Annotated in this window: 22 protein-coding genes; 10 read left to right on the top strand and 12 right to left on the bottom strand. The window is 41.9% G+C overall.

The window, feature by feature from the left end:
• Positions 1-257: 257 nt before the first annotated feature.
• Together ACYTXL_RS21160 and ACYTXL_RS21155 are read right to left on the bottom strand one after the other, a co-directional pair.
• The gene (locus ACYTXL_RS21160) at positions 258-431 is read right to left on the bottom strand and encodes a hypothetical protein (protein WP_461926446.1); all 174 of its coding nucleotides are present in this window, start codon (positions 429-431) and stop codon (positions 258-260) included.
• Between the two features lie 228 nt (positions 432-659).
• Positions 660-1,052, bottom strand: coding sequence for a nuclear transport factor 2 family protein (locus ACYTXL_RS21155; RefSeq protein WP_461926445.1), 393 nt, complete (start codon positions 1,050-1,052; stop codon positions 660-662).
• Positions 1,053-1,139: 87 nt separating this feature from the next.
• Between ACYTXL_RS21155 and ACYTXL_RS21150 the strand changes: the two genes are divergently transcribed.
• From ACYTXL_RS21150 to ACYTXL_RS21140, 3 genes are all read left to right on the top strand, one after another.
• On the top strand, positions 1,140-1,646 hold the full coding sequence (locus ACYTXL_RS21150) for a DUF1993 domain-containing protein (protein WP_461926444.1): 507 nt from the start codon (positions 1,140-1,142) through the stop codon (positions 1,644-1,646).
• Between the two features lie 397 nt (positions 1,647-2,043).
• Complete coding sequence (locus tag ACYTXL_RS21145; protein WP_461926443.1) at positions 2,044-2,217, top strand: SDR family NAD(P)-dependent oxidoreductase; 174 nt, start codon at positions 2,044-2,046, stop codon at positions 2,215-2,217.
• Positions 2,207-2,434 (top strand): YbhB/YbcL family Raf kinase inhibitor-like protein, encoded by a 228-nt coding sequence (locus ACYTXL_RS21140; RefSeq protein ID WP_461926442.1) that lies wholly within the window; start codon positions 2,207-2,209, stop codon positions 2,432-2,434. Before ACYTXL_RS21145 ends, ACYTXL_RS21140 begins: the two co-directional genes overlap by 11 nt.
• Before the next feature lie 275 nt (positions 2,435-2,709).
• Here the strand turns inward: ACYTXL_RS21140 and ACYTXL_RS21135 are convergent, their stop codons facing one another.
• Together ACYTXL_RS21135 and ACYTXL_RS21130 are read right to left on the bottom strand one after the other, a co-directional pair.
• Positions 2,710-4,608 carry a glycoside hydrolase family 15 protein gene (locus ACYTXL_RS21135; RefSeq protein ID WP_461926441.1) on the bottom strand — a complete coding sequence of 633 codons (1,899 nt, stop codon included), beginning with the start codon at positions 4,606-4,608 and terminating at the stop codon, positions 2,710-2,712.
• A 138-nt stretch (positions 4,609-4,746) separates the two neighbouring features.
• On the bottom strand, positions 4,747-8,316 hold the full coding sequence (locus ACYTXL_RS21130) for an NB-ARC domain-containing protein (protein WP_461926440.1): 3,570 nt from the start codon (positions 8,314-8,316) through the stop codon (positions 4,747-4,749).
• 162 nt (positions 8,317-8,478) lie between these two features.
• Between ACYTXL_RS21130 and psbA the strand changes: the two genes are divergently transcribed.
• On the top strand, positions 8,479-9,561 hold the full coding sequence (gene psbA / locus ACYTXL_RS21125; protein ID WP_461926439.1) for a photosystem II q(b) protein: 1,083 nt from the start codon (positions 8,479-8,481) through the stop codon (positions 9,559-9,561).
• A 254-nt stretch (positions 9,562-9,815) separates the two neighbouring features.
• Here the strand turns inward: psbA and ACYTXL_RS21120 are convergent, their stop codons facing one another.
• Both ACYTXL_RS21120 and ACYTXL_RS21115 read right to left on the bottom strand, forming a co-directional pair.
• Complete coding sequence (locus ACYTXL_RS21120; protein ID WP_461926438.1) at positions 9,816-10,157, bottom strand: aldo/keto reductase; 342 nt, start codon at positions 10,155-10,157, stop codon at positions 9,816-9,818.
• On the bottom strand, positions 10,120-10,263 hold the full coding sequence (locus tag ACYTXL_RS21115; protein WP_461926437.1) for a hypothetical protein: 144 nt from the start codon (positions 10,261-10,263) through the stop codon (positions 10,120-10,122). The genes ACYTXL_RS21120 and ACYTXL_RS21115 overlap by 38 nt, the downstream gene beginning before the upstream one ends.
• A gap of 677 nt (positions 10,264-10,940) precedes the next feature.
• On the opposite strand from ACYTXL_RS21115, the gene ACYTXL_RS21110 reads away from it, so the two are divergent.
• On the top strand, positions 10,941-11,285 hold the full coding sequence (locus ACYTXL_RS21110; RefSeq protein ID WP_461926436.1) for a hypothetical protein: 345 nt from the start codon (positions 10,941-10,943) through the stop codon (positions 11,283-11,285).
• 80 nt (positions 11,286-11,365) lie between these two features.
• On the opposite strand, the gene ACYTXL_RS21105 is transcribed toward ACYTXL_RS21110, so the two are convergent.
• Entirely contained in the window at positions 11,366-11,566 is a 201-nt protein-coding gene (locus ACYTXL_RS21105; protein ID WP_461926435.1) for a hypothetical protein, read from the bottom strand.
• Here ACYTXL_RS21105 and ACYTXL_RS21100 point away from each other — a divergent pair.
• From ACYTXL_RS21100 to ACYTXL_RS21085, 4 genes are all read left to right on the top strand, one after another.
• Positions 11,565-11,921: a TolB family protein gene (locus ACYTXL_RS21100; protein WP_461926434.1), complete on the top strand. Its 357-nt coding sequence runs from the start codon at positions 11,565-11,567 to the stop codon at positions 11,919-11,921. The genes ACYTXL_RS21105 and ACYTXL_RS21100 overlap by 2 nt on opposite strands.
• Positions 11,922-11,947: 26 nt before the next feature.
• Positions 11,948-12,373, top strand: a complete 426-nt coding sequence (locus ACYTXL_RS21095; RefSeq protein WP_461926433.1) for an alpha/beta hydrolase family protein — start codon at positions 11,948-11,950, stop codon at positions 12,371-12,373.
• Positions 12,374-12,440: 67 nt separating this feature from the next.
• On the top strand, positions 12,441-12,857 hold the full coding sequence (locus tag ACYTXL_RS21090; RefSeq protein ID WP_461926432.1) for a hypothetical protein: 417 nt from the start codon (positions 12,441-12,443) through the stop codon (positions 12,855-12,857).
• A gap of 108 nt (positions 12,858-12,965) precedes the next feature.
• Positions 12,966-13,328: an RpnC/YadD family protein gene (locus tag ACYTXL_RS21085; protein WP_461926431.1), complete on the top strand. Its 363-nt coding sequence runs from the start codon at positions 12,966-12,968 to the stop codon at positions 13,326-13,328.
• Positions 13,329-13,522: 194 nt separating this feature from the next.
• Here the strand turns inward: ACYTXL_RS21085 and ACYTXL_RS21080 are convergent, their stop codons facing one another.
• Positions 13,523-18,709 (bottom strand): hypothetical protein, encoded by a 5,187-nt coding sequence (locus ACYTXL_RS21080; protein ID WP_461926430.1) that lies wholly within the window; start codon positions 18,707-18,709, stop codon positions 13,523-13,525.
• Positions 18,710-18,756: 47 nt separating this feature from the next.
• Here ACYTXL_RS21080 and ACYTXL_RS21075 point away from each other — a divergent pair, with 47 nt between their 5' ends.
• The gene (locus ACYTXL_RS21075; RefSeq protein WP_292789385.1) at positions 18,757-19,287 is read left to right on the top strand and encodes a hypothetical protein; all 531 of its coding nucleotides are present in this window, start codon (positions 18,757-18,759) and stop codon (positions 19,285-19,287) included.
• Positions 19,288-19,715: 428 nt separating this feature from the next.
• On the opposite strand, the gene ACYTXL_RS21070 is transcribed toward ACYTXL_RS21075, so the two are convergent.
• From ACYTXL_RS21070 to ACYTXL_RS21055, 4 genes are read right to left on the bottom strand one after another with little or no spacing between them, the layout of a single operon-like run.
• Positions 19,716-20,234 carry a hypothetical protein gene (locus ACYTXL_RS21070; protein ID WP_461926429.1) on the bottom strand — a complete coding sequence of 173 codons (519 nt, stop codon included), beginning with the start codon at positions 20,232-20,234 and terminating at the stop codon, positions 19,716-19,718.
• Positions 20,150-21,001 carry a hypothetical protein gene (locus ACYTXL_RS21065; protein WP_104899604.1) on the bottom strand — a complete coding sequence of 284 codons (852 nt, stop codon included), beginning with the start codon at positions 20,999-21,001 and terminating at the stop codon, positions 20,150-20,152. Before ACYTXL_RS21065 ends, ACYTXL_RS21070 begins: the two co-directional genes overlap by 85 nt.
• Positions 21,002-21,013: 12 nt before the next feature.
• Positions 21,014-21,433, bottom strand: a complete 420-nt coding sequence (locus ACYTXL_RS21060; RefSeq protein WP_461926428.1) for a hypothetical protein — start codon at positions 21,431-21,433, stop codon at positions 21,014-21,016.
• A 30-nt stretch (positions 21,434-21,463) separates the two neighbouring features.
• The gene (locus tag ACYTXL_RS21055) at positions 21,464-22,570 is read right to left on the bottom strand and encodes a ParM/StbA family protein (RefSeq protein ID WP_461926448.1); all 1,107 of its coding nucleotides are present in this window, start codon (positions 22,568-22,570) and stop codon (positions 21,464-21,466) included.
• Positions 22,571-23,044 lie beyond the last annotated feature (474 nt).

The raw sequence follows: 23,044 nt of genomic DNA, 5'->3' as shown, positions 1-23,044 counted from the left end.
AATCTCCTGAGTAAGATATTGGCATCGGATCTAACAATAACTCCCTTCCCAGCCTACCGCAGTTTGTGGTTCAATTACCTGAAAATTGCTGTAAGCAAATATTACCTTATGTAAATAAATGTTACGATAGCTTTACAAGAATGAAAGGGGTGTAAACCGTACCGGCGTAGGTTAGAAATGCCGTATCTCCTGCTGAAAACCTTGATATCACTCCATTGTGGCAACCCAAGTAAAAACCTAAGTTCTAAAGTTTCTTACTAAGAGGTTTTTAAAAGCATTTTTAGCCTCTGCTTGTGGCTGGCGATCGCCTGCCGTAGGCGAAACAGCGCCATCGCTGTTGGAGAAGATGGACAATACTTTGGGCAAGAGTGGTGAGTGTCGCGGCGTGATGCTGGAGTTTGAGGATTGCTTACCCCAAAAAGTTTGCCCAACTGCTTGTCGATGCCCCGCAGTGGACTGAATAGATGGCGTGAGAAATCCGGGAGAAAGCGATCGCTAAAAGGTCAGTTCCTCCCAAGCAAAAAGAACTAACTCTTATCCAGCATCCAGAGATTATTAACTATGGGGGCTGTCTTTGAGCCTGACCAAAATTCTAGTCGCACACCAACGTCAGATAGCATATCGAGAACTCGTAGCGGTACACAGTGTAAACATTCTATTCAGGCATTTTCTACCACGGTTCCTTGGTGATACACAATCTTCCAACCCTGCGGTGTCTGTCGCCAGATCGTTGAGCGTCGGGTAATGCGAGTACCCTGAATCAGGGTATAGGTTGCAAGATAGTTTTCGGCGGCAATCTCAAGGCAATGGAAGTCACGAGTCTGCCATGTGTCTTCCTCTGGGCTGGCATAACGCTTCTCCATCTCATCCAACACATACTGCCGACTGTAACGCCGACCCGACGCACCCACTTCCCAAAATGTGGCTTCTGTCATCTGCTCAAAGTCGGCACGTGTCGTCCCCAACTCTGGACGATGAAAAATCGGTTCCCGTTGTATAAGTTCGTTCAAAACATTTAGTATCTTTGGATCTGTGACTAAATTAGGTTCCATATTCTTTGACACAACATCACAGTCAATACCCCCTAATATTAGATGGGGCAGATCAAAGTCCTTTGAACTTTTTCTGGAGAAATCTCAATGACCATTTCAATGTACCAAGCTTTAATACCCGTGTCTATTCGCACACTGAATAACCTTACAAACATTCTTGAAAAAGGTGCTGCTTATGCAGAAACTAAAAAAATAGATCCTTCTGTGTTGATTAATAGTCGTCTATCCCCAGATATGTTTCCATTATCAAAACAAGTGCAAATTGCCTCTGACATAGTAAATAGAGGTGCCGCACGGTTAGCAGGAATAGAACCACCTAAATTCGAGGACAATGAAGCTACATTTGGTCAACTTATTGATCGCATTCAAAAAACTATCTCTCATTTAAATACTTTTAAACCTGAGCAAATTGACGGTTCAGAAGAGAGAGAAATTACCCTACAGATGCGTGACAATACTCTTTCTTTTCAAGGAATGCCATTTCTCCTATATTTTGTTTTACCAAACCTTTATTTCCATGTCACAACAGCGTATGACATTCTTAGGCACTGCGGTGTAGAACTTGGCAAAGGAGACTTTCTTGGTCAGCCTTAATCGGAGCAGTATCTAACGCAATTTTTTCGAGAATTTCCGATCTTGCTTGGGTTAGTAAAAAATAGACTTCTTCACTTCTTGGCATTGTGGGGAGAAGTTTTTTCTTCAACATTTCCCTTTTCTCTTTCTCAGTAATTACACTAGCTTGAATTTCGCCGATTAATTAGTAAAATCTAATACTACATCAAATTCAATATTTGTTCGGCTATGAGTATGATTTCGTTTAGACCAATGATATTGGTTATTGACTCTCAAATATACAGTTGTTATCTTTCACTAGGAAGACGCTAACACACAACTGCTTCCGTAGGATGGTAAAAGTCGAAAGCTTGTAATCGCATTGCTCCCATTTGCAGTCAGCTATTGCAAGTAAAGCAGTTTAGGAGTTTTGAACATTATGAATCAGACGTTGACCCGTCCCCTGGCTGTTGTAACGGGTGCCTCAAGTGGTATCGGCTATGAACTCGCCAAACAGTTTGCTCAAAATGGCTTTGATCTGGTTGTCACAGCACTCATGCCGGGTCTAACGGATACAAACTTCTTTCACCGAGCCGGGATGGATGGGTGGTAGTAAATTTACTGAAGGCGTGAATAGTACCAATCAGCCAGGATATACCGGGCCTGCTCCACCACCGGGGCATGGACTTCACCATTACTATTTTTGGTTGTATGCCCTAGATGCAGAGCTTGGACTAAAGCCAAATATGAACCGCGAGCAACTACTTAATGCGATCGCTGACCATGTAATTGAACAGGCGCGGCTGGTTGGAGTTTATGAGCAAAAGTAAATAGCTAATCGACATTGAAGCTGCATAATGTCAATCTGGGTAGACACAGCCCATCGTAGACATTGCTCCATTACCAATCAATACTTCTCGCTTTGTGCATTTTTAATTCGGAATCGGGTTTTGGGAAAAGGGTAAAGATTAATGGTTAAAGGTATTTTCTTTCCCTTTTCCCCAAAATCCGAGAAGTATTGCATTACCAATGGTGTTTGCTTCCTGATTCACAATGCCTGAAACCACTATTTTTATGCTTGTTTTCCCAAGTTTGTAGTTGACTGTTACTGAATACCACCGCCACCTCTTGATGCAGCATTTGCTGCATCAATATGCACCCGCTCAACTGTTCCGATATTACCTGTATGTGCTAAGGAAACGGCAACGTTAATCACGCCAATATGCGAAAAGGCTTGGGGAAAGTTACCAAGATGCGCCCCTGTCTCAAAGTCAATTTCTTCTGCAAATAGTCCCAACGAACTGCTTCGTGCCAGCATTTGCTCAAACCAAACACGAGCCTCTGTAGCCCTTTGAGCCAAGATAAGTGCGTTGATCAGCCAGAAGGTGCAAAGAACAAAGGATGCCTCTTTACCACTCACGCCTTCTGGTGCATCTCGGTAACGGTAACACAGTCCATTCTCAACTAAATGTTCCATAGTCGCATCAATTGTTGACACCATGCGCGGATCAGTTCCATCAATGAAGCCAACACTAGACATTAGTAAATTAGAGGCATCAAGAGTTTCATCCTCGTAGGATTGCTTGAAGGCACCAAGTTTTTCGCTCCACCCTTTTTCAAACACTTCATTGCGGATTAGTTGGCGTTCCTGTCGCCAACGGGTAGTATCACCAGTTAGCTCAAGCGCCTCAGCCATTTCGATGCCACAGTCTAATGCCACCCACAGCATCACTTTCCCGTAAACAAAATGTCGCAAACCCCCACGCACTTCCCAGATGCCGCTATCTGGTTCGTGCCAGTGTTCAGCTGCCCAATCTACTAGTGGGCAGATGTGTTCCCAAATTGCAGTTGGATCGTACTTTCCAACCTTCCAGGCGAAATGTAAAGCACTAAGTACCTCACCATAGACATCAAGTTGAACTTGTCCTGCTGCACCATTGCCGATCCGAACTGGCTGCGAGTCTCGATATCCCCGCAAGTTATTTAAGGTTTGCTCAACAACCTGTCCACTTGATGTAATCGGGTAAAGGATTTTGATTCCAGTTCCTTCCATCTTCACAGTCTGGGTGATCCAATTGAAGAACTGACACTCATCATCAAGATAACCTGCTAATAGCAATGCATAAAGAGTAAATGATGAGTCCCGAATCCAGGTGAAGCGATAATCCCAGTTCCGCTCCCCACCAATTTCTTCTGGCAACGAAGTTGTTGGTGCAGCTACAATTGCTCCTGAAGGGGCATAAGTCATCAACTGTAAGGTCAGCGCACTGCGGATAACTGCGTCTCGATACGCTCCTTGATAAGTACACTTATTCGCCCAACGCCGCCATTCGGCGCAAGTTGATGCCAGGGCATCCATTGGATCTAGATTTGGCAGTTGTGCATCCTCATCCTCATCCTCCTCAGTCAAAAGCGTGAATGCAACTCGCTCTCCGGCGTGGAGGATGATCTGACAGATAAATGTATTACTTGTTGTGTCCAAATGCCATTCAACAGGTCCAGTAACCGTGAATGAACCAAACCTGACTTCGTTGCCAGATTTGACTAACTTGGGAATTGTGCGCCCATAGTCAGGGCGAGGAGAGCAAGTACTAATAATTTCAACTGTTCCTTCACTAACCTCGACAATTCGGATTAGTCTGCCAGGTGCTATTCGGCTTTGCTGCTGCTCCTGGTTGCTAATTTCCATAAAATCCAGCAGCGAAATTTGTCCTGACTCACACCTAAAAATAGTTTCTAGTACATTAGTTTCGTTCAGATACTGATGACTACTTGACCAAGCAGTAGTTGGCTGAATACTCCAGCTCCCGCCACATTCTAGATCCAAAATTCGAGCAAACAAAGACGGCGAATCAAACCGAGGTAAGCAAAGCCAATCAATCGAACCACAACTACTGACAAGAGCTGCGGTATGGCAATTCCCGATCACCCCATAATCTTCTATGGGCAGAAAGGATTCGGTCGAAACTGTTGGATTGCTATTGGAATCAGATGTAATACTCATTACCGTCTTTAGCTGCTGATAACCTTTTACCAAAGTTTGGGGGTTTAATTCCCCTGCCTAAGAATGGCAGAAAGTTTTGTGGCGGGGTCTAAATCCCCCTTAAAAAACTGTACTTCCGACTTCCGACTTCCGACTTCTTTAATAACCTTCTATTATAGCTCCTAGTGCCAAAAGTGACGCTTGCACAGATTCCGTCAAACCAACGACCCCTGTAATATTCATGCCTTCATAAGGTCTAGGAGTTCTGATAATTTTCAGACATTCACCTGTTTCGACATTCCATAAGCGGATGGTCTGGTCTTCACTGCTGCTAGCAAGAATTGGACTTTTAACCGGAGAATGGATAAATGCGATCGCAAAAATCCATCGTGTGTGTCCAATCAATACTCTCAAGCACTTCCCAGTTTTCATATCCCAAATTCTCACGGTTTGGTCGGTTCCTCCGCTTGCCAGCAGACAACCATCAGGACTGGCAGCACTGATCACAGCATCAGTATGTCCTTCCAAAGTTCTTAGACATTGGCAAGTCTTGAAATCCCAAATTTTGATGGTTGCATCTTGACTGCTACTGTGCAAGGTTTGCCCATCTGGACTAAATTTAGCTGACCACACACCGTTTGTGTGCCCACGAAAAATTTTCAAGCATTCCCCTGTAGCAACATCCCAAGCTCGAATTAGGGAATCTGCACAGCAACTAATTAGCATCTTGCCATCAGGACTATAAACAAGTGATGAGACAATATTAGTGTGATTACATAACACACCCAGGCATTTCCCAGTATTGACATCCCAAATCCGTACCTGCTTGTCGCTACCACTACTGGCTAAGGTTTGTCCATCGGGACTGTAGGTAACTGAAAGTAGCCAGTTTGTATGACCCCGCAAGACTTGCAGGCAATTTCCTGTCTCCATATCCCAAATTCTCACTGTTTCATCTGCACCGCCACTCGCAATGGTATTACCTTGGGGATGAAAAGCTACGGTTCGTACCCAATTAGTATGACCAGTAAAGGTTTTGATACACTTCCCAGTATGAATATCCCATAGTTTAACTGTTTGGTCTTCACCACTGGCTAAGACTTGGCTGCGGTCATTTTCATCAAGTGGAAAGGTCGCTAATGCCCACACACCACTACCATGTCCGCGAAAAGTTCGGAAACACTGTCCTGTATGAATATTCCAGAACTTAACAGTTTGGTTGTCATCACTGGCAATCAAGGTTTTTCCATCTGGAGTGAATGTCAGCGATCGCACTGTGTGGGTGTGCCCTGACAAAGTTTTCAGGCATTCTCCAGTATGAATGTCCCACAAGCGAATTGTTGTATCACCACTGCCACTTGCTAGCGTTTGACCATCAGCACTACAAGCTACACACCAGACATGGGCTGTATGACCGTGGAGAGTTTGCAAACACTGCATTGCTTCTAAATCCCAAATCCTCACAGTACCATCAGCGCTACCACTTACCAGCATTTTGTCATCGGCATTAAATGCTACAGACCACACAATACCCGTGTGTGCTTGCAGTGTTTTCTGGCACTCACCTGTATTGACATGCCAAAGTTTGATAGTATGGTCGGCGCTACCACTTGCTAAAGTTTTACCATCTTTACTCAGAGCGATCGCCCAGATCCAATCTGTGTGTCCTTCAAGACTTTTCAGACATTCCCCTGTCTGAATATCCCATAATTTAACCGTTTGATCCATACCACCACTGGCAAGGACTGAATAGTTTTCTTGCCGAGCCTGGGCTACAGACCAAACAAAGCCTGTGTGCATCCTGAATACTTGTAGGCATCGACCAGTGAGATCCCATTGTTTAACAGTTTGGTCATCACTGCCACTAAATAAGGTTTGTCCGTCAGCACTAAATACAATAGAACGCACCCAACCTGTATGTGCTTCCCAGGTTAAGCATTGCTGTCCATCTGTTGTTTGCCATAGGGAAATTTGACCAAGGGTATCCCCGATTGCCAGAAGATTGCCATTTGGACTAACTGCTAGTGTAAAGGTATAGCTGAGATTTGCCGTAAAAGTAGATTTAGTTAAATCTGAATAGGCGAAATTGGTTTGGTGTAAATTCACACCTTTTAAATCAGCTTGCCAAATCGTCAAACTAGAAAAGTTGCGATCGCTTAAATCCATTTGTAGATGATGAAGTAAATTAATCGTGTTTCCACCCACATAACCAGCATCCATTGTTTTTTTGCCGCGAAGTGATGCCAGAATTGTCATCAGTTGAGCTTCAATCCGATTTGCCGGTCCGAACAAAGAAAGCAACTTTTTAATTACAGGGTTGAGAATTAAGTAAATTTGAATTTCTTTGATATAATCTTTCGCCGTCGCTTTGATCAATGCATGAGTTTTGAAAAGAGAAATATTTTGAGTTTCAATTTCAACACAAACCTGTTGAATCAAACGACTAGTAATGTACTCCATCAACACAGGCTGTAGTGTGAATAAACCACTACCTTTCTCAATCAGGCTGCGTCTTTCTAAAGCTGACAATGCTTCTAGGAGTTGAGAAGACGCAATCAAGGATAATAAATCAGCCTGTATTTCGGCAAAACTTACAGGTTCGCGGTTGATTGCCAACCAATACATGACTGATTTCTCTAAAGCTGATAAACGTTGAAACTGTTGTTCGAGCAAATCTTGAATATCACCGAAGACAACACTACCTTGAGCAAGAAAGTTAGAAATATTACTATCAAATAAATCCCGGATGGTGGTTGCTACAATTTTAAGTGCTAGCGGATTACCTGCATAGGATTGAATTAGAGTTTGCCATTCATGAACCGATCCCATAAAGCTACCTTTGCAGCTAAAAATTGCTTGCCCATCAGCAATGGATAAACCAGATAATTGCATAGTTCTAACAGGCAACTTTTCGCCCTCAAGTATCGCCACCTCTTTAGGCTTTTCTCGACTAGTCAGCACCAAACAACTTTGGTGGCGAAACTCACCAATTCGCTTAAAAAGTTCGCCATACCCCTCGTAACCAGAGCGATATTGACCTGTTCGACCCTCATTGCTGGTTAAGATTGTCTCTGCATTATCGAGAATCAGCAGACAGCGATGTTTTTGGAGATAGATAAGCAGTCGAGAAATGCGAGCGCTGACAGATTCGGGTAAATCTCCCTGCTGTTGCTGAGAAAGAACTTGAATCAAGCTAGTGAGTAGCGCTTCAATAATGGGGGCATTATAGAGCGATCGCCAAATAACATACTCAAAGTTTCCCTGGAGTTTCTCACTCAACTTCACAGATAAAGAAGTTTTACCAATTCCCCCAATCCCCAATAGGGCCACTAACCGACAACGGTCTTGATTAATCCACTGCTCTAAGGTGGCAATTTCTTGGAAACGTCCGTAAAAAATCGAAACGTCGAGCGCTTCACCCCAGTCTTGATAAGTTTTTATGGGATTATCAGGCTTGATTTCTCCAGTATTATTCTGACGATAACACCATCTTCTCAAAGACGAACGGAGGTTATCTTTAGTAACTTTCTCACCCATCGCCTTGGAGAGCATTTTCCAGAGTCGAAAGCCGACAATTTTGATGTAGTCGGCATCATAATCAAACTTTTCAGCAATCTCTGGATACGTTTTCTGTTCCCATGACTGTCGAAAAATAATTTCTTGCAAGTCATTTAGAGATGTTTTCCCCAGAATTATTTCAACAATGGCTAAGGCTTCTTCGACAGTCATTTACCCAGAGGTTGCTTACTAAAGTTAACTTCAACTTGTAACTTTCAATAACTATTAGTTACTGCAAAGATTTAGCAACTTTTTTAAGATGCTATCAGTTGTTGATTCCCAACGAACAACAACTTTAAATCATCAACAAAATCCTTGAAATTATTCTAAACTATGACTACTACCTTACAAAGACGCTCTACCGCCAATGTCTGGGAGCGTTTCTGTGAGTGGATCACTAGCACTGATAATCGTCTATACATCGGTTGGTTCGGTGTCCTGATGATTCCCACCCTGCTAACAGCTACCACTTGCTTCATCATCGCCTTTATTGCTGCGCCCCCCGTAGATATCGATGGTATCCGTGAGCCTGTTGCTGGTTCTTTGATTTATGGCAACAATATTATCTCTGCTGCGGTTGTTCCTTCTTCAAATGCGATCGGCTTACACTTCTACCCCATTTGGGAAGCTGCTTCTTTAGATGAGTGGCTTTACAACGGTGGTCCCTACCAGCTAGTAATCTTCCACTTCTTAATTGGTTGCGCTTGCTACATGGGACGACAATGGGAGTTGAGCTACCGCTTGGGAATGCGTCCCTGGATCTGTGTAGCTTATAGCGCTCCCCTGGCTTCTGCGACTGCTGTCTTCTTAATTTACCCCATTGGCCAAGGCTCTTTCTCTGATGGTATGCCTTTGGGTATTTCTGGAACCTTCAACTTTATGCTGGTGTTCCAAGCTGAACACAATATCCTGATGCATCCATTCCATCAGTTAGGTGTCATTGGTGTGTTTGGTGGTGCTTTAATTTCTGCGATGCACGGTTCTTTGGTGACTTCTACCTTAGTTCGTGAAACTAGCGAAACCGAATCTGCAAACTACGGCTATAAGTTCGGTCAAGAACAAGAAACCTACAACATCGTTGCGGCTCATGGCTATCTGGGACGGCTATTTTGGCAATATGTCAGCTTCCAAAACTCCCGATGGCTGCACTTTGTCTTAGCAGCTTTACCTGTGATTGGTATCTGGTTTACTGCTTTGGGTATCAGCACGATGGCATTTAACTTGAACGGATTCAACTTCAACCAGTCTGTCATCGACTCCCAAGGGCGCGTAATTAACACTTGGGCAGATGTGATTAACCGTGCCAATTTGGGTATGGAAGTAATGCATGAGCGTAATGCTCACAACTTCCCTCTAGATTTGGCTGCGGGTGAAGCAGCACCAGTAGCTTTCAATGCCCCTGCTATCCACGGCTAAGGTTTAACTGTCATTTTTTATAAGTGCTTACCCCGGCTTACTTTGTTGAAGCCGGGTTTTTTAATTATGCTCCCGAATTGTAGGCTTCATTCAGTTTGCTTGCTGACTCTTCTAATAAGCGTTGTTCATGAGCATTTCTTGGTAACACCAGTTGGCGCTCAATACCTATTGAGCTAATGATACATGGAAGCCCAAGAACAATTTCACTCTTGTGCCAAGAGTTTGTCAAGCAGTTTGTGTCAAAGCTCAAATTACTAACTCAAGCGATCTGCCAGCGGTTTTGCTGCAATCGCGTTCAGGTCAGCCACCGTTTGCTGCTCCAGTTGCAGCGCCGCAGCTTTGACATTCTGACGTAAATGCTCAACCGATGAGGTGCCGGGAATCAGCAAGATATTGGGGGAGCGCTGAAGCAACCACGCAAGCGCTACTTCCATCGGTGTCGCGTTTAAAGACTTGGCGGTACTTTCAAGTACTGAAGATTGTAGCGGCGTGAACCCACCCAGAGGGAAGAACGGCACATAAGCGATGCCCTGCTGTGCGAGATCGTCGATGAAAGCATCATCTTCCCGGTGTGCCACGTTGTACTGGTTCTGCACACAGACAATCTCCGTCGCTACTTGCGATCGCGCTACTCATCGCAGCTAGACGACCGGGATAATTTTCTAAAGCTATGGTTAGTTGGCGTTGAATTTGGCAGTGCATAGATAATAAGTACTCATGCAAAATAAATTGCACATTTCGAGAAGGGAATAGGGAATGGGGAACAGGGAACAGAAGCAGATTACAGGGATTTCTATCTTTTGACAAAATGTATAATTAATTTTGCCGAGGTACTTATATAGCCTCACCTTTACAGATGTAGGCACAAAATATCAGTAAAAAAATAACTGAGTATCAATTAATTGCAGATGAACCCTCTGGCAGTAGTATAATAAGGTACAAATTCTAATATAGTCACGAATGACTTGAACTGCTCGTCTTTTCAGGCGGCTTGGTATCAGCAGCATTTTTTGTGGTCGAGGCTGGTGCTGGGTTTGGACTGGACGCAATGAGATTTGCAACCGATGGAGTATTCGCATCAGGTTGTTGTGATTTGGCAGAGTTATTACAGCCTACTTTAGCGATTGCAAATAGCATTGTCAAAATAATTCATAATTGATAATTCGTAATGACGCTCCTGCGTCGCTAACGCTGCGAAGACAGTAATTCGTAATTGTTACTCCACGGGCTTTAGTCGGGGGCTTGAAAAAAGGAATTATGTTTTTTAACAAATCATCATTTGCTTTTCCCAGAATATGGTATTTTTATGATAGTGCTACTCGGTGAACGCGGTAGGGCATAAGTTTTTCTTTTCAAGCAAAAGAGAGAGTAACTAACCAATGAACGCCCAGGAACCAAAGTTGGGGATTCCAAATAGAGCAACAGCTTGTGTAACCGTCCTTCTAACTTTGATCTTAAGTGGTTGTTATATAGGTAATTCTGAAAGCAAAATCAGTCCATTAACGGGAACTCTACTTATCGTTATTTGTCTGGCGGCGGCATTTGGGATTATACAGTTTCTTGTAGCAATTGTAGATTGGATAAAGAATCCATCAGTTCCTCGCATTAAGGGAGGTTACACTGATGATGGCTGGTCTGGTGGTTGCGTTGGTGGAGATAATTTTGGTGGCAACTCTGACAGTAGTTGTGGTGATGACTCTGACAGTGGTTGTGGTGGCGGATAGCCGGGTAGTGATACGGAAGTAGTGTTAAGGTTAAAGTTCAAACCTCAGCAATTCTCATTTTAAAACGATTTTGCGCCGTTTCAGCGAACTCCAGATTTGTTACGAATTGTAAATTCCTCTGACTCTTGCTGAAGTTCTTTATCCAATAATTCATTGCCCCATCTCCAGTCAATCTCTTCATGCGCTTGTGGAAAGAAAAACTGCATGAAATCTTGAAAATATAATTGTAGTATTTGTTTCCACGGGCTATCAAATTCTGTCTGCGGATTTTCATTAACCATGTGGTTAATGTTAACTTCAGAACTAGCCGAGCAGTATTTCTCGCAAGTTCCAGAAACACCCTTTAATGGGAAAACCCCACCACCGATTGTTATTGATCAATTTCACTTCTTAGAAGATGGTGTGGGTTTTATCGGTAAAAGTCGTGAACATCTTTATGTATTGGACTTAGCAACTCGCAAAACAGATATTCTCACTCCAGGTTCATTTAATGAGTCTTTACCTGCTTGGTCTGGTGATAGCAAAAATATTGCTTTTGTGAGCAAACGTGGTCAAGAGAGCGATCGCAATAATAATTGGGATCTGTATGCAATTGCCGCCCAATCGCTACCGGAATTGCTTCGCCATCGCGCTTAGGAATTGGTGGCTGGAGTTACGGGGGAATGTTGACCAACTACACTATTGCTCAAGATCACCGCTTTCAAGCCGCAGTCAGTGGGGCTGGTGAATCAAATATTCTGGCGACCTATGGTACTGATGAGTATATTGATGACTATGAACAAGAGCTTGGTGTACCGTGGAAGAACCTCGATGTCTGGTTACGAATTTCTTTCCCATTTCTTCACGCTGACCGCATTGTTACACCAACACTATTTCTGGGAGGTGATAGGGATTTTTCTGTACCACTACATAACTCGGAACAGATGTATCAAGCACTCAAAAGTCTGGGAATTGATACTCAATTAGTGGTTTATCCTGGACAGTCTCACGGCATCAGCAAACCGAGTTATCAACGTGATGTCCTAGAACGTTATTTAGCTTGGTACGATAAATATCTCACACCCTCAACCGCAACTACTGGAAAATAGTCACTGCTGATTATTCCTTATTCAAAAATTCCGGCTCTTTCAATAATAAACCATTCATGGTACAAGATTGCATTCCATTCAGTTTCTCCCCCAAGAAGTGTTTACTGATGTCACCTCTGGGGAAAAAAAGGAAATTGATTTACTGGCTCAATGCCGCTTCGAGCAGCAAGACACTTGTTTTTTAATTCATGTTGAAAATCAGTCTTACACTGAGACAGCATTTGCCAAGCGGATGTTTAAATATTTTGCTCGACTGTACGAGAAATATGATTGTGCGATTTATCCTGTAGTGATTTTCTCATTTGATGAACCGAAACGCGCTGAATCGACTAATCACTCTGTAAGGTTTCCTGATTTAAATGTACTTGATTTTAATTTCAAGGAACCTATCCCACTAATAATATTTGTGCTACAAAGCTTAAGCTTATTGAGAACTGCAAACGATAAATTAAGGCTTTCAAGCACATTTTACGGAAAGAAGTAGGAATTTTTAGAATAGTGGGATAGGTTCAAGGCAATTCAATTAAATCGTTTAAATTGGCGAGATTTTTTAACACAGTCAAATCCGGTGGCAGCAGCATTGATGTCAAAAATGAATATTCCAAGAGAAGAACGTCCACAGGTTAAGGCAGAATGTCTGCGGTTGCTGGCAACGTTAAAATTAGACCCAGCAAGGATGCAATTGATTTCTGGGTTCGTTGATACGTATTTGAGGCTCGACGATACTGAGAAACAGGTCTTTCAAGCGGCAATCAGTACAATGGGGTTAGATGAACAGGAGGAGATTATGGAGATCGTAACCAGTTGGGAACAGTCAGGCGCTCAAAAAGCTTTGGAAAAAGTAGCATTGAACTTACTGCACGAGGGTCTAGCTATTGAAGTAATTACACGGGTAACAGGTTTAACAGTGGAGCAAGTTCAGCAGTTACAAGCAAAGCTCTCTCCAGGAAATTAATCTCAGTAGACATTCGTGTATCATCATTGAGATGTCAATTGTCGTTAGAGTTTTTTCCCTTGAAAAAGCATAAATCTTCTATGCCTCGAAAAACCCCACCTTCATCCCACTCGACTGTTACAACTCCACTGGCTCTCTCTCAATTACATATCCGCTTACAGTTTCTAGAGAAAGAAGTGCTGAATTCTTACAATCTATCTTTGTAAGTCTATTTGTTGCGTTTGAGATTTAGCTAATATTTTATCAATTTGAGTATTAACATCCTCAAAAGTTTGCAATATCTGTGGAGTTAGTTTATTAGTCTGCACCTGACCAGATTGCAATTTTAAAATTACCTCCCCATTCTTCTGTGAAATAGTTAAATCTCTCTGCTGGGTATTGAAAGCCAAGTCATAAATCTTTCCTTGAACTTGAGTACCATTTTCATCAGACTTACCCCAGACCATGCCAATCCTTTGAGCAATTTGACTCAGCCGACTGATGGCTTCAAGCTCAGATGTATCTTTATTCATTACTGTCAACGCTTCGGCTGATAATTGCTCACCAGCTTTAAACCGATTAGCCACTTCTACAATGCGTTTTTTGTAATTCTCCGACTTCCCTAACTTATCTGCGGCATTGTACCAATTTCTCAAGTCATCAATAGTAACTGATTGAGTTTGGACTGTTTGGTTGGGTGCGGCTCTATTTTGTGGTTCAGGAAACGGGACTATAAAACCCTCCACATAATCCCCCAAGGGTTCAAGATGTAGTCCCCACACCTGCCCTTTGCCCGTGAACAGTTCTGGTAATGCCTTGGGTGAGTGCTTTTCCATATCAGCCCACTGCTGTTGATAAACAGGGTCAGTAATCATATTAGGTGTAATTTGATACTGCTTACCCACTCGAAAGGCGACTTGCTTATCAATACCTGTCGCCAGAGCAATATCATCTTCCTTAAACCCATACTGTTTGTATGGCTGATAAGCTTTGGTGGTATGAGTTCGACCATATCCTCTCATCGCATCAATACAAGTGTTTACTGGTATTGGATTAGTGTCACCATGCATCATTAAAGGGTAGTTCATCGGAATCGGTTTGCCTTTGATGACAGGAGGGGCGACATTTTGAATATCTTGGGGTGGAGTGGAATGTCGGCTTTGCAAAAGCTGTGATTGTGCTGTTTGTTCTGGTGGTTTTAGAAATTGCGGTCGTGTGGCGAGGGAATTAACTCTTTGTTGATAGTCACTATCCGATTCAATAATTGCCCCAAATTTCTTGGTCATGCTCGACAAAGTTTTGGCAGGGATGGAGCTATCAACCAAGTTAAATACCGCTAGACCTTTTTTAGTTTCCCTGATAACATCTTCTGTTGGTACTTGCTGCCATTCAACTTTTTGAGCAGTTAACCATTTTGTCACAGTCTCAGCTTTCTGGTTGTCAACAGCCAAGCCCATGACTCCAAGTTTTTTGTTTGATTCTGTAGAAAATAAGAAAGTAGGACGCTCTTTAACATGATGTAGGATTTTCGCACTACTATCAATCATCTCCTGCTGTTGAAGGTTCACTGATTGAGTCGAGAAAATCTGAAATTCCTTCGTCCACTTCTGGGGATATTCAACGGTATTAGGGTCAATTTGAGCGCAAATAACAGAAAAATTACTTTGAATAATAGCGTCGGCGTGTGTAAGTTGTCCGGTTTTGAGTAGTCCAAGCTGTCTGAGCGCGTCTTTGTCTTTTTTAAAATGCAATACTCCCAAGGGTTCACCATTGAGAAATACTGCATCTCTAGTTTTTAAAGGTGGCGTTTCGATAGTCAGTTTTCGGTAATCCAAATCATCGAATGTCTGACCAGAAAAATCATAAAAGTTGATTTTATTGATTTTGAGGAGATGACCATTTGGGGACTCACCCAGCACAAAAGCTTGATCTCCAGCTTCCGAGATAGAAGTGAGTTTTAACTTTAGGGGATTACCATTTTTGAGATAGTTAATCTCTTTTAACTGTTGAAGAGAATCACTGTCTAACTCCCCCAAAGTTTTACCATCAATTTTGATCTTGACAGTTTTATCAGGAACCGACACAGTACCAAATTCTAAATTTACGGGTTGGTCGTTAAAAACAAGTCCTGCGTAAGAGAAGTTTTTAAGTTCGCGGATAGTAATCTCAATCGGCTCGTTTCCTGGCAGTCCAATAGTTGCTTTGGCAGTGGCAGGTTCTACCCCAACCATACAAGAGAGCGCTTTTGTACCAATGGGAAGCTGTGCGGTTCTAGTTTCAAGCATGGCGAATTCCTTATATTCGCCGTCAGTATCCTGGACAAACATTAGTCTGGAAACGTAGCGTTCATGTCCGACTGGGTGGTGGCTAGCCCTAATTTCTATCGGGTGTTTTTCATCTCTTTTCCAGTCTCGACCCAAAAATTGATTCGCTTCATTCAAAAGTGTGACTAACTTCGGTTCAGTAAATTGCAACTTATCTAAGCGAGAAATAATTTCAGTTGGAAAAGCAGCGAAGGCAAAATTAGAGACTTTTTTAGCGATGTTTGATGGCTCGGTGTTTTCTTTACGTGCAACTTCGAGTTCATCTTGGCGGGATGCACAGATGTTCCAAGCGGCGGCGGCGGATGCAAGTTTTTCTGATTCTGGGATCTTCGCGTAAAATGCTTCTGCCGTCTCTTGCGCCTTGCTGAAGAGTAGTTTAGTTTGGCTTCTAGTAAGTTCTGGTTTAAATTCTATTACTTTAGCTCCCTGCGTCGCCATCCCCGGTTTGAGGTTGTAGTCAGTCACAGATTGTTGGCTAACTGTTCCCAACTGACGGTATGCGGGTTTCCCATCCAAACCTATCTCACCATCTATCTGTGCAACTGCTAATAATCGGTGAGGGCGTTCAAAACTTCTGAATTTCTCTCTTATTTCATCTAGGCGAATGTTCAACGTCTGGGCTTTCCAGATTAGGGGATGCCCGTAACGGGTGAGATTGGTAATTTCGAGTTGGCAAGACTGTAGAGTTTGGATGATTGCGGATGGCCCTTTCTCAGTTTCACGCCGTTGAGACATCCGAACCGCAGCATTGAATTTCCGATCAAACTCGTACTTAGCGGCGATCGCTGCAAATTTCTGCTGTGGTGTAAATTCTACTCCTTGGAACAAGTCTTTAAACTGGACTATGGGACGCGATTCTAACTGTGATTCTTGGAAATATTTATTGGTTTGGCTAATTAATAATTCTACTGGTGAGAAACCTTTTGGTGTTATCCCCGTACTTAAATAAGCTGACGAAGATTTCTTATCTTTAATATAATTAACATCACGATACAAGTAGCGGCTGTTTTCCCGGATTTTATCCATCTCAGGTTTTTTAGCACTTTTGAATAAATCAACCGCTATTTGGTTTTGATAACATCCCTCACCAATCATTTCTCGGTACATCAGGCGGTTAACATCCATCGCCTGCTGAATAATCTCTGGAGTTCTGTTGGGATTCTCTGCTAGAGCTACAACAGATTGCATAAAGGGTTTGTACTCTGCTCTAATTGGTTTAGGCTTCTCGTCATATTCCTGTTCAAATAAACTTTGATAGTGGCTAGATACTTGCTCTAAATATTCTGATTTTTGTTCTAAAGTCCCATAAGTGTTTAGTACCTCAATTTCTGATTCTAATGCTTCCAGTGCAGTAACTTGATTGTTGATTATGCCCACGCTGATGCTATCACTCATGTGGATAGCGATTCTTTCAAATGGAGGCTGGCTTCCATCGGTGGGATCATAAAATGATTGTTTTTTGAGCTTAACTGTGGGCGAATAGGCGTTTTGGGGAAGATTTCTTCGCTCTGCCTCTGCTGTCAGATTAGGGTATAAGCTGGCTTTTGCTACACCAATGCAGTCACCATCGTAGTCTCGTGCTTGGCGTTCTGATTCGGTTTCTGCTGGGTCGATAAAATCAGCATTGATTCCTCGTGCTTCTAACTCTGTGATTCTTTGCTGTATGCGCTTGTGGTCTTCGTCATTGACTACAATTATGCCTTCTAAGGGTTCACCATCTGGCCCTAGCTGCTCCTCAACATATTTATTATTAGAAACACACAAACCATTAGAGTTGAGGAAAGGAGAACGGAAGTTAAGAATTTTTTCTTGCTCATCAAGCCAAGATACACAAATTTCACCATTTTTGAGTTCCTTGGATGGAATAATCATCCCTCGGTCAAAAGTAAGCGTTTTCCCAACAGCAATATCTCGCCACTCACTTTGTACAAACCGACTTAATTCCTGTTTGACCTTCTCAGTTTCTAATAACTGCTGATGCCCAAGTAAATCGGCTTTAATGAGTTTGTACATGAACAAGTCATCTTTAGTACTCTCGTCATCCAAGTCCTGATCTACATCTAAGTCATCATTTGTCCCTAAGTTTTTAACATCTGTTTCTTGATTAATAGTTTTTGATGTTTTTAATTTATTTTGGCTCAATGATTCTTTACGTTTTTCGTATCTTTCACAATAGTAAGCAGCAACAATTCTAGGGTCATCTTGAATAGAGGCTAATCTTTGAGCTTGTACCTCTAGTTCCTCGGCAAAATCTTTAATCCCTTGGGGGAAAGATGCCAGCAGTTGGGAGATAGACATTTGACCTTGCTGAGATTGCCCTTTTTCAGCTAACCAAATATTTTGCTGATATAATCCTGGTTGAATCTGCGGTTTAGTAGGGCCTTTGGGTCTATCCTTGTCTGTTCCCTTAAAACTGCTTACGGGGAGAATTATGTCTATTTTTGGTTTGCTCTTGGGATCTGCATATTCTATTTCATCTAAGTTGTATGGTCGGAATGTTCCTTTGCCAAAACGATATTTAGTTGTATCCTCTCCAACTCCATCCACCCAACCAAATCGATGCTGAATTACACGATAGTTTTTATCTGCTTGGGATTCTCTTAAGGTTACTTTGTCATAGAGTTGTGTTGAAATCTGTCCATAACAGTCACCGACTAGTTTATATGCCAAATCATTTGATAATATCCCTCCATTTTCACCCCTGTTATCAGTAGAATCATCTACTACCAGAATGTTTAGCTTTTCGTAAATCGCATTTTTACAAGCACCAAGGAAGATGGAACCATAAGCACCTCGGTCTTTACTATCTGGACAAATTTTTTGAATCGTTTCTAAGCATTCTTTTTCTCCATAAAGTAAGCGAGTTTTTGAAGATAATAGTAAAATGTGTCCATCTGGATGATTTTTAAACTCTTCGTCTGTACTGTATTCATCTGAATGTCCAAAGGAGAATTTTTTATCAGGAAAGTAAAATTCCAGTAAAGTATTACTGAGATTTTCAGTTAAAATAGTTTGGCGCTCATCTGTATAAATCCATTGATTGAGCCTGGGATCAAAATGTTTAATTTCCAGAGTCATGGTTTTCAGAAGTTAATAAAAATTAGTTAATATTTTGAGAGGTTTGTATGTCGAGAATTAAGCGTTGGATAAATATGCATAAGAAAGAATTCAATACAGATGGAACTTTAAAAGATGAAGTAAGACAACAAAAATTATCTCTTGGGGCAAATCCAGAAGCAGTCGATGACTACGCTCGTAGAGTAAAAGCGAGATACGACGAGTGGAAACACTTGGATGAGACTGATCCAGAGCCGTGGCTAATCTACACAGCCTACGATTTCTTTAGCGAACAAGAGAAAAGGGAATTTAACCCTGACGGTTCGCTTAGACCTGAATATGTAGAATACGCTCGTCAAATTGGCATCAGTGAAAGTGCCCTAGAACAGCTTGAGTGGCGTAAGAAAATCGAGGTTGATGATTACAACAAAGTGTCTGCTAAATACGCAGAAAAGGGTATTAATTTTGGTGCATGGCAGATGAGAGGAAGGATTGAAGATAACAGAACCTACGCCCAACGCCGGATTCAGATGGAACAAGACCTGCGGAACTTTGAGGATGCTGACAGCTTACCTTTCGATAAGGACACCTCCTATTAAAGTAGGTGAGGTTAGGCTGTAAAGAAAGTTTTTATCCATCAAATACAGTGATTTTATCTGGATATGTGAAAAAAGCGATACCTACGGCGGTTACGCATCGTTAAGTAAAGCAGCGATCGCAATTTATGAAACTGCGATCGCCTGTTGATAAGTTTCTAACGTCTTTTGCTCCTGCATAAAACTAATCCGCTACTAGATATTAAGGTTTCTTGTCACATAGCTCTTTGATAAAAGCATCAATCGCTTTCGCTGCTGAGGACTATCTAGACTTTCTGGAATGCAACTCAGAGCAATACAAAACATACTTGAAAACCTGACTAAAAATACAGATATCCAATGGCTTCAAAAGCTTGTAGGGAATGACTTATACCTGACTAAAAAAATTGCTTAGAGGAGAATTAACAGTATTTTCTCCTCTAATAAATTAATTATCTGCGCCGTTTAGGTTTACTCTTATTGCGCTCATACTCAGCAATAATATCCTTGGTCTGTTGTGGAAGAATCACACTTTTATTGTTAAATCGCATTTGATATACCAGATAACAGGGACTTTTGCGATCATGACAGGAAAGATTTGTTGGCAGATTAATGATTGTTACTCCTGCAAAAGTCGCAGAAGCTAACATGGCAGAGCCAAAAAAGAAAATACCAGAGCGGCCAGAACCGACCCAACCACCGAGCCAAAAAACAAGTCCTTTGAACTGTTCAAAGCGTTTTTGACGAAGTTTTTGACGTTCTAGTTGTGCTTCGTTCCATGCCTGTATTTTTTCCAGCTTGTGGGCAGCTAATTTATTGGCTTTAGCATCGGAGGCTTTTTCGACTTGAATATCAATAGTGCGTTCTTTGGCTGCAATTTCTTGTTTTAATCGGTATTCGTTCCATTCTCTAATGCGTTGGGCGACAGCATCGGCGTGGGCGAAGAAGATGGTAAGGGTGTCGTCTCCCAAGTCACTCCAGATAACTGTAGCCTCTGCTGCTTTTTTTCGGCGATTCTCGCCATGATTCTTTCTTCTAATTGAGCGAAGAGGTTATTTTCAGAATCGCTCTGTTGTAATTTCAGTGCAACATTTTTAAGGTAAAGTGATTGAACTAACTCTGGGGCTTCTTCAGCCTGAGCAGCAGTAATTTTATCAATCAAGCTAGATAAATCTTCTCTTGCCGCTACAGCTTTTTCACTAACATTCTCAATCACTGCATCTAATTTTAATTGTTGAGAATTTTCGCTTTTACCTAGAGTTGTTAAGCTGGCTGCAACTTCTTCAAAGGATTTGTTTTGCTCTTTTATTGATTTGTAGGTTTCAAGAAAGCGTTCGCACTCATCTGGGCTATACTCATCTTGCTCAGATAGTCCGCAGACTTGGAGAATTATTAAAGCCTGAGAAAGTGCGATTTTATAGCCTCTTTCACGAGCAATAACTAGTAATTCAGTGATATCTAATGGTAATTGGGCTTTCCTACCTTGTTTTTTCCCCCCATTCTTCGTTGACGACGAGGAATTGCCCTGAGTTTCTGACAGTGCATTGTCAACAACTGGAGATAATAGAGCCATTACTTCCTCGTCAGTTCCACCCTGCTCAATTAAAGTGCGACATTCACGAAACCTGTCTGCATCATTCTCGGTATATGACTCTTTTTCAGGTATCCCACTCAAGCGTAAAGTCCGGCTAATTTCGGATGGTGAGAGGTTGTTAAAAAGTTCTTGTGGTTGATACATAATCATGAATTCCTATTTAGATAAAGTTGAAAAAGGATTTAACCAGTCAACTTTTAACTGTCTTTGTTCTGTTGCGGGAATCTTAGATGGTTCTGTTGGGGGAATATTGGATGGAAGGGAAAGTGATGAAAGTGAATTTCTGTCTACTGCAATCATCGTGGCTGCCTGAGACGGGATTTCTCCCAGCAGTCCCATCAGATATGAAGAGTGAAGTTGAAGGCGGTAAAGACAAGCACGAATGTGTGGTTCTAAATCTACGGGTTGCTCTTCAGCTTGATAGGCTAAAGGAAGCCAATAGCTGCTAATAGCAATCATCACCATATCCTTAGCAGGATAAAGAGTATTTCTCGAGTTTAAATACTTAAACAGCATTGCTTCGGGGCTATCAGCCTTAACTCTACTTCGTAAGCGAAACTCAACATCTGAAAACATTGCTAATATTCCTTTAAAACGAGCAAATTACTAGGACGCACGATGGTTTGAAATAGCTGATGTAGCGTTTTGATAACGGAATAATCCGTATACATCCGTGAAACGTAAGCACAACGCATCTTTTTTAATCGGCAGGTTAAAAGCCAAGCGCACATCCTCTTCTAATTCTGCCGCCCATGAAATCTCGGTATAAGTAAATAAGTTTTTCAACTCAGCAACTAAATATTCCGATGTTCCCCCACCAATAATTACTTGCTGAATATCAACAGGAATATTCATACTCAGCCAAATAGATACTTTATTCCAGTATTCTTTCCGAGATAACTCCGCTACTTCAACAATTTGTGCTACTTCCTCAGCTTTAAACTCAGCATTCTTACTCCGAGCCAAGGTGTTAAAGTATCTCGGTTTTAACGCTGAACCTGATAGATGAACAGCCTTTAACAAATCATGTAAGTTCTGTCCTGATGTTCGGCTTTTGATTCTCTCCAGCATCCAGGCTAAACCCAAACCTTCTGTTTTTCCAGTTGATATACCACGAGAAAAGATTACGGCTGATATATCCCGGAAACCTAGCATGACCACAGCAATGTTCACTTTATTAAAATCTGTGCCAAGTTTTTTACTTCGCGTCAATACCAGTCCCCCACCCTCCGGCAAACACTGAAAGCTGATCAGATTTACACAAAATTGTTGACCTCGAAAGCTAAAGCTAGACAGTGCCTTGGTTAAACCCATCTCCAATCTTTCCCTGTCTTCCCACTCCCCATAAGGCAACAGCAGTCCCAACGATAAATCAAGGTTGGACTTCAATCCTTCTCTAATCGCTATTGCCCCCACTGCTGCCAAAGTTTTTGGAATCGCGTTCTCATACTTGAGTTCTAAAAAATTGATTCGCGCTTCAAAATACTTTTGGGCCAAAAACCCAACCGCATAATATTCTCCGTTTAACTCTATCCAAGCCTCATTCTCTGGATTCGGCCGATTAATTTGCCCAGACTCATATAAAGAGAGCGAGTCTCTAGAAATCTTAACTAACTCTGGCTCCATACACAGCAATTCTGGCTTAGAAGACATGTCCAAGGAAACACGATAAACCATCTTCGTCATTGAAGTTCCTGGATCAAGGCTCAACATTAAATCCACAAAAAATTTCCCCTGTTTTTCACTCTTTATCAAGAATTATTCCTAAAAAGCTAAAGCGCCTATCCCGTAATGATTTCAGCATTTGTAAATAAAAATTAGGAACCATTACAATTGCACTTTTATTTCACTGATTTGTGCATTTTCCGGAAAATCGCCTAAGTTTCCAATCCTCACCAATCCTCACTAATTCTCATCAATTTATCCCAATTTATCCCAATATCCCACTCCACAAATTCAAATTCATCGCTGATGTTATTACATATTAAACATCATCTAGTAACCAATTATCATTAGCTTAATAAAACCCAATAGTTCCCGGAACTTCCCGGAACTTCTCGGAAGTCACTCGATTTATCCCCATCTTTTCCTACTAATTTAAAATACGCTTTAGAGGGTCTAAGCCCTGGAATCCATGTTTTTCTGACGCACAGTACGCCATATTTGGCGGAAAGAATGTTCGCTTTT

This window comes from Nostoc sp. (genome assembly GCF_054880495.1).
The sequence above is the reverse complement of the archived record's forward strand: the minus strand, read 5'-3'. Positions and strand labels throughout refer to the sequence as shown.

What these genes read in the sequence shown, in the direction of transcription:
- ACYTXL_RS21075 (WP_292789385.1), top strand. Translation starts at nt 18,757, where the DNA reads ATGTCGAGAATTAAGCGTTGGATAAATATGCATAAGAAAGAATTCAAT.
- ACYTXL_RS21065 (WP_104899604.1), bottom strand. Translation starts at nt 21,001, where the DNA reads ATGTATCAACCACAAGAACTTTTTAACAACCTCTCACCATCCGAAATT.
- ACYTXL_RS21060 (WP_461926428.1), bottom strand. Translation starts at nt 21,433, where the DNA reads ATGTTTTCAGATGTTGAGTTTCGCTTACGAAGTAGAGTTAAGGCTGAT.
- ACYTXL_RS21130 (WP_461926440.1), bottom strand. Translation starts at nt 8,316, where the DNA reads ATGACTGTCGAAGAAGCCTTAGCCATTGTTGAAATAATTCTGGGGAAA.
- psbA (WP_461926439.1), top strand. Translation starts at nt 8,479, where the DNA reads ATGACTACTACCTTACAAAGACGCTCTACCGCCAATGTCTGGGAGCGT.
- ACYTXL_RS21110 (WP_461926436.1), top strand. Translation starts at nt 10,941, where the DNA reads ATGAACGCCCAGGAACCAAAGTTGGGGATTCCAAATAGAGCAACAGCT.
- ACYTXL_RS21150 (WP_461926444.1), top strand. Translation starts at nt 1,140, where the DNA reads ATGACCATTTCAATGTACCAAGCTTTAATACCCGTGTCTATTCGCACA.
- ACYTXL_RS21100 (WP_461926434.1), top strand. Translation starts at nt 11,565, where the DNA reads ATGTGGTTAATGTTAACTTCAGAACTAGCCGAGCAGTATTTCTCGCAA.
- ACYTXL_RS21145 (WP_461926443.1), top strand. Translation starts at nt 2,044, where the DNA reads ATGAATCAGACGTTGACCCGTCCCCTGGCTGTTGTAACGGGTGCCTCA.
- ACYTXL_RS21105 (WP_461926435.1), bottom strand. Translation starts at nt 11,566, where the DNA reads ATGGTTAATGAAAATCCGCAGACAGAATTTGATAGCCCGTGGAAACAA.
- ACYTXL_RS21115 (WP_461926437.1), bottom strand. Translation starts at nt 10,263, where the DNA reads ATGCACTGCCAAATTCAACGCCAACTAACCATAGCTTTAGAAAATTAT.
- ACYTXL_RS21155 (WP_461926445.1), bottom strand. Translation starts at nt 1,052, where the DNA reads ATGGAACCTAATTTAGTCACAGATCCAAAGATACTAAATGTTTTGAAC.
- ACYTXL_RS21085 (WP_461926431.1), top strand. Translation starts at nt 12,966, where the DNA reads ATGAATATTCCAAGAGAAGAACGTCCACAGGTTAAGGCAGAATGTCTG.
- ACYTXL_RS21140 (WP_461926442.1), top strand. Translation starts at nt 2,207, where the DNA reads ATGGGTGGTAGTAAATTTACTGAAGGCGTGAATAGTACCAATCAGCCA.
- ACYTXL_RS21080 (WP_461926430.1), bottom strand. Translation starts at nt 18,709, where the DNA reads ATGACTCTGGAAATTAAACATTTTGATCCCAGGCTCAATCAATGGATT.
- ACYTXL_RS21055 (WP_461926448.1), bottom strand. Translation starts at nt 22,570, where the DNA reads ATGTTGAGCCTTGATCCAGGAACTTCAATGACGAAGATGGTTTATCGT.
- ACYTXL_RS21095 (WP_461926433.1), top strand. Translation starts at nt 11,948, where the DNA reads ATGTTGACCAACTACACTATTGCTCAAGATCACCGCTTTCAAGCCGCA.
- ACYTXL_RS21135 (WP_461926441.1), bottom strand. Translation starts at nt 4,608, where the DNA reads ATGAGTATTACATCTGATTCCAATAGCAATCCAACAGTTTCGACCGAA.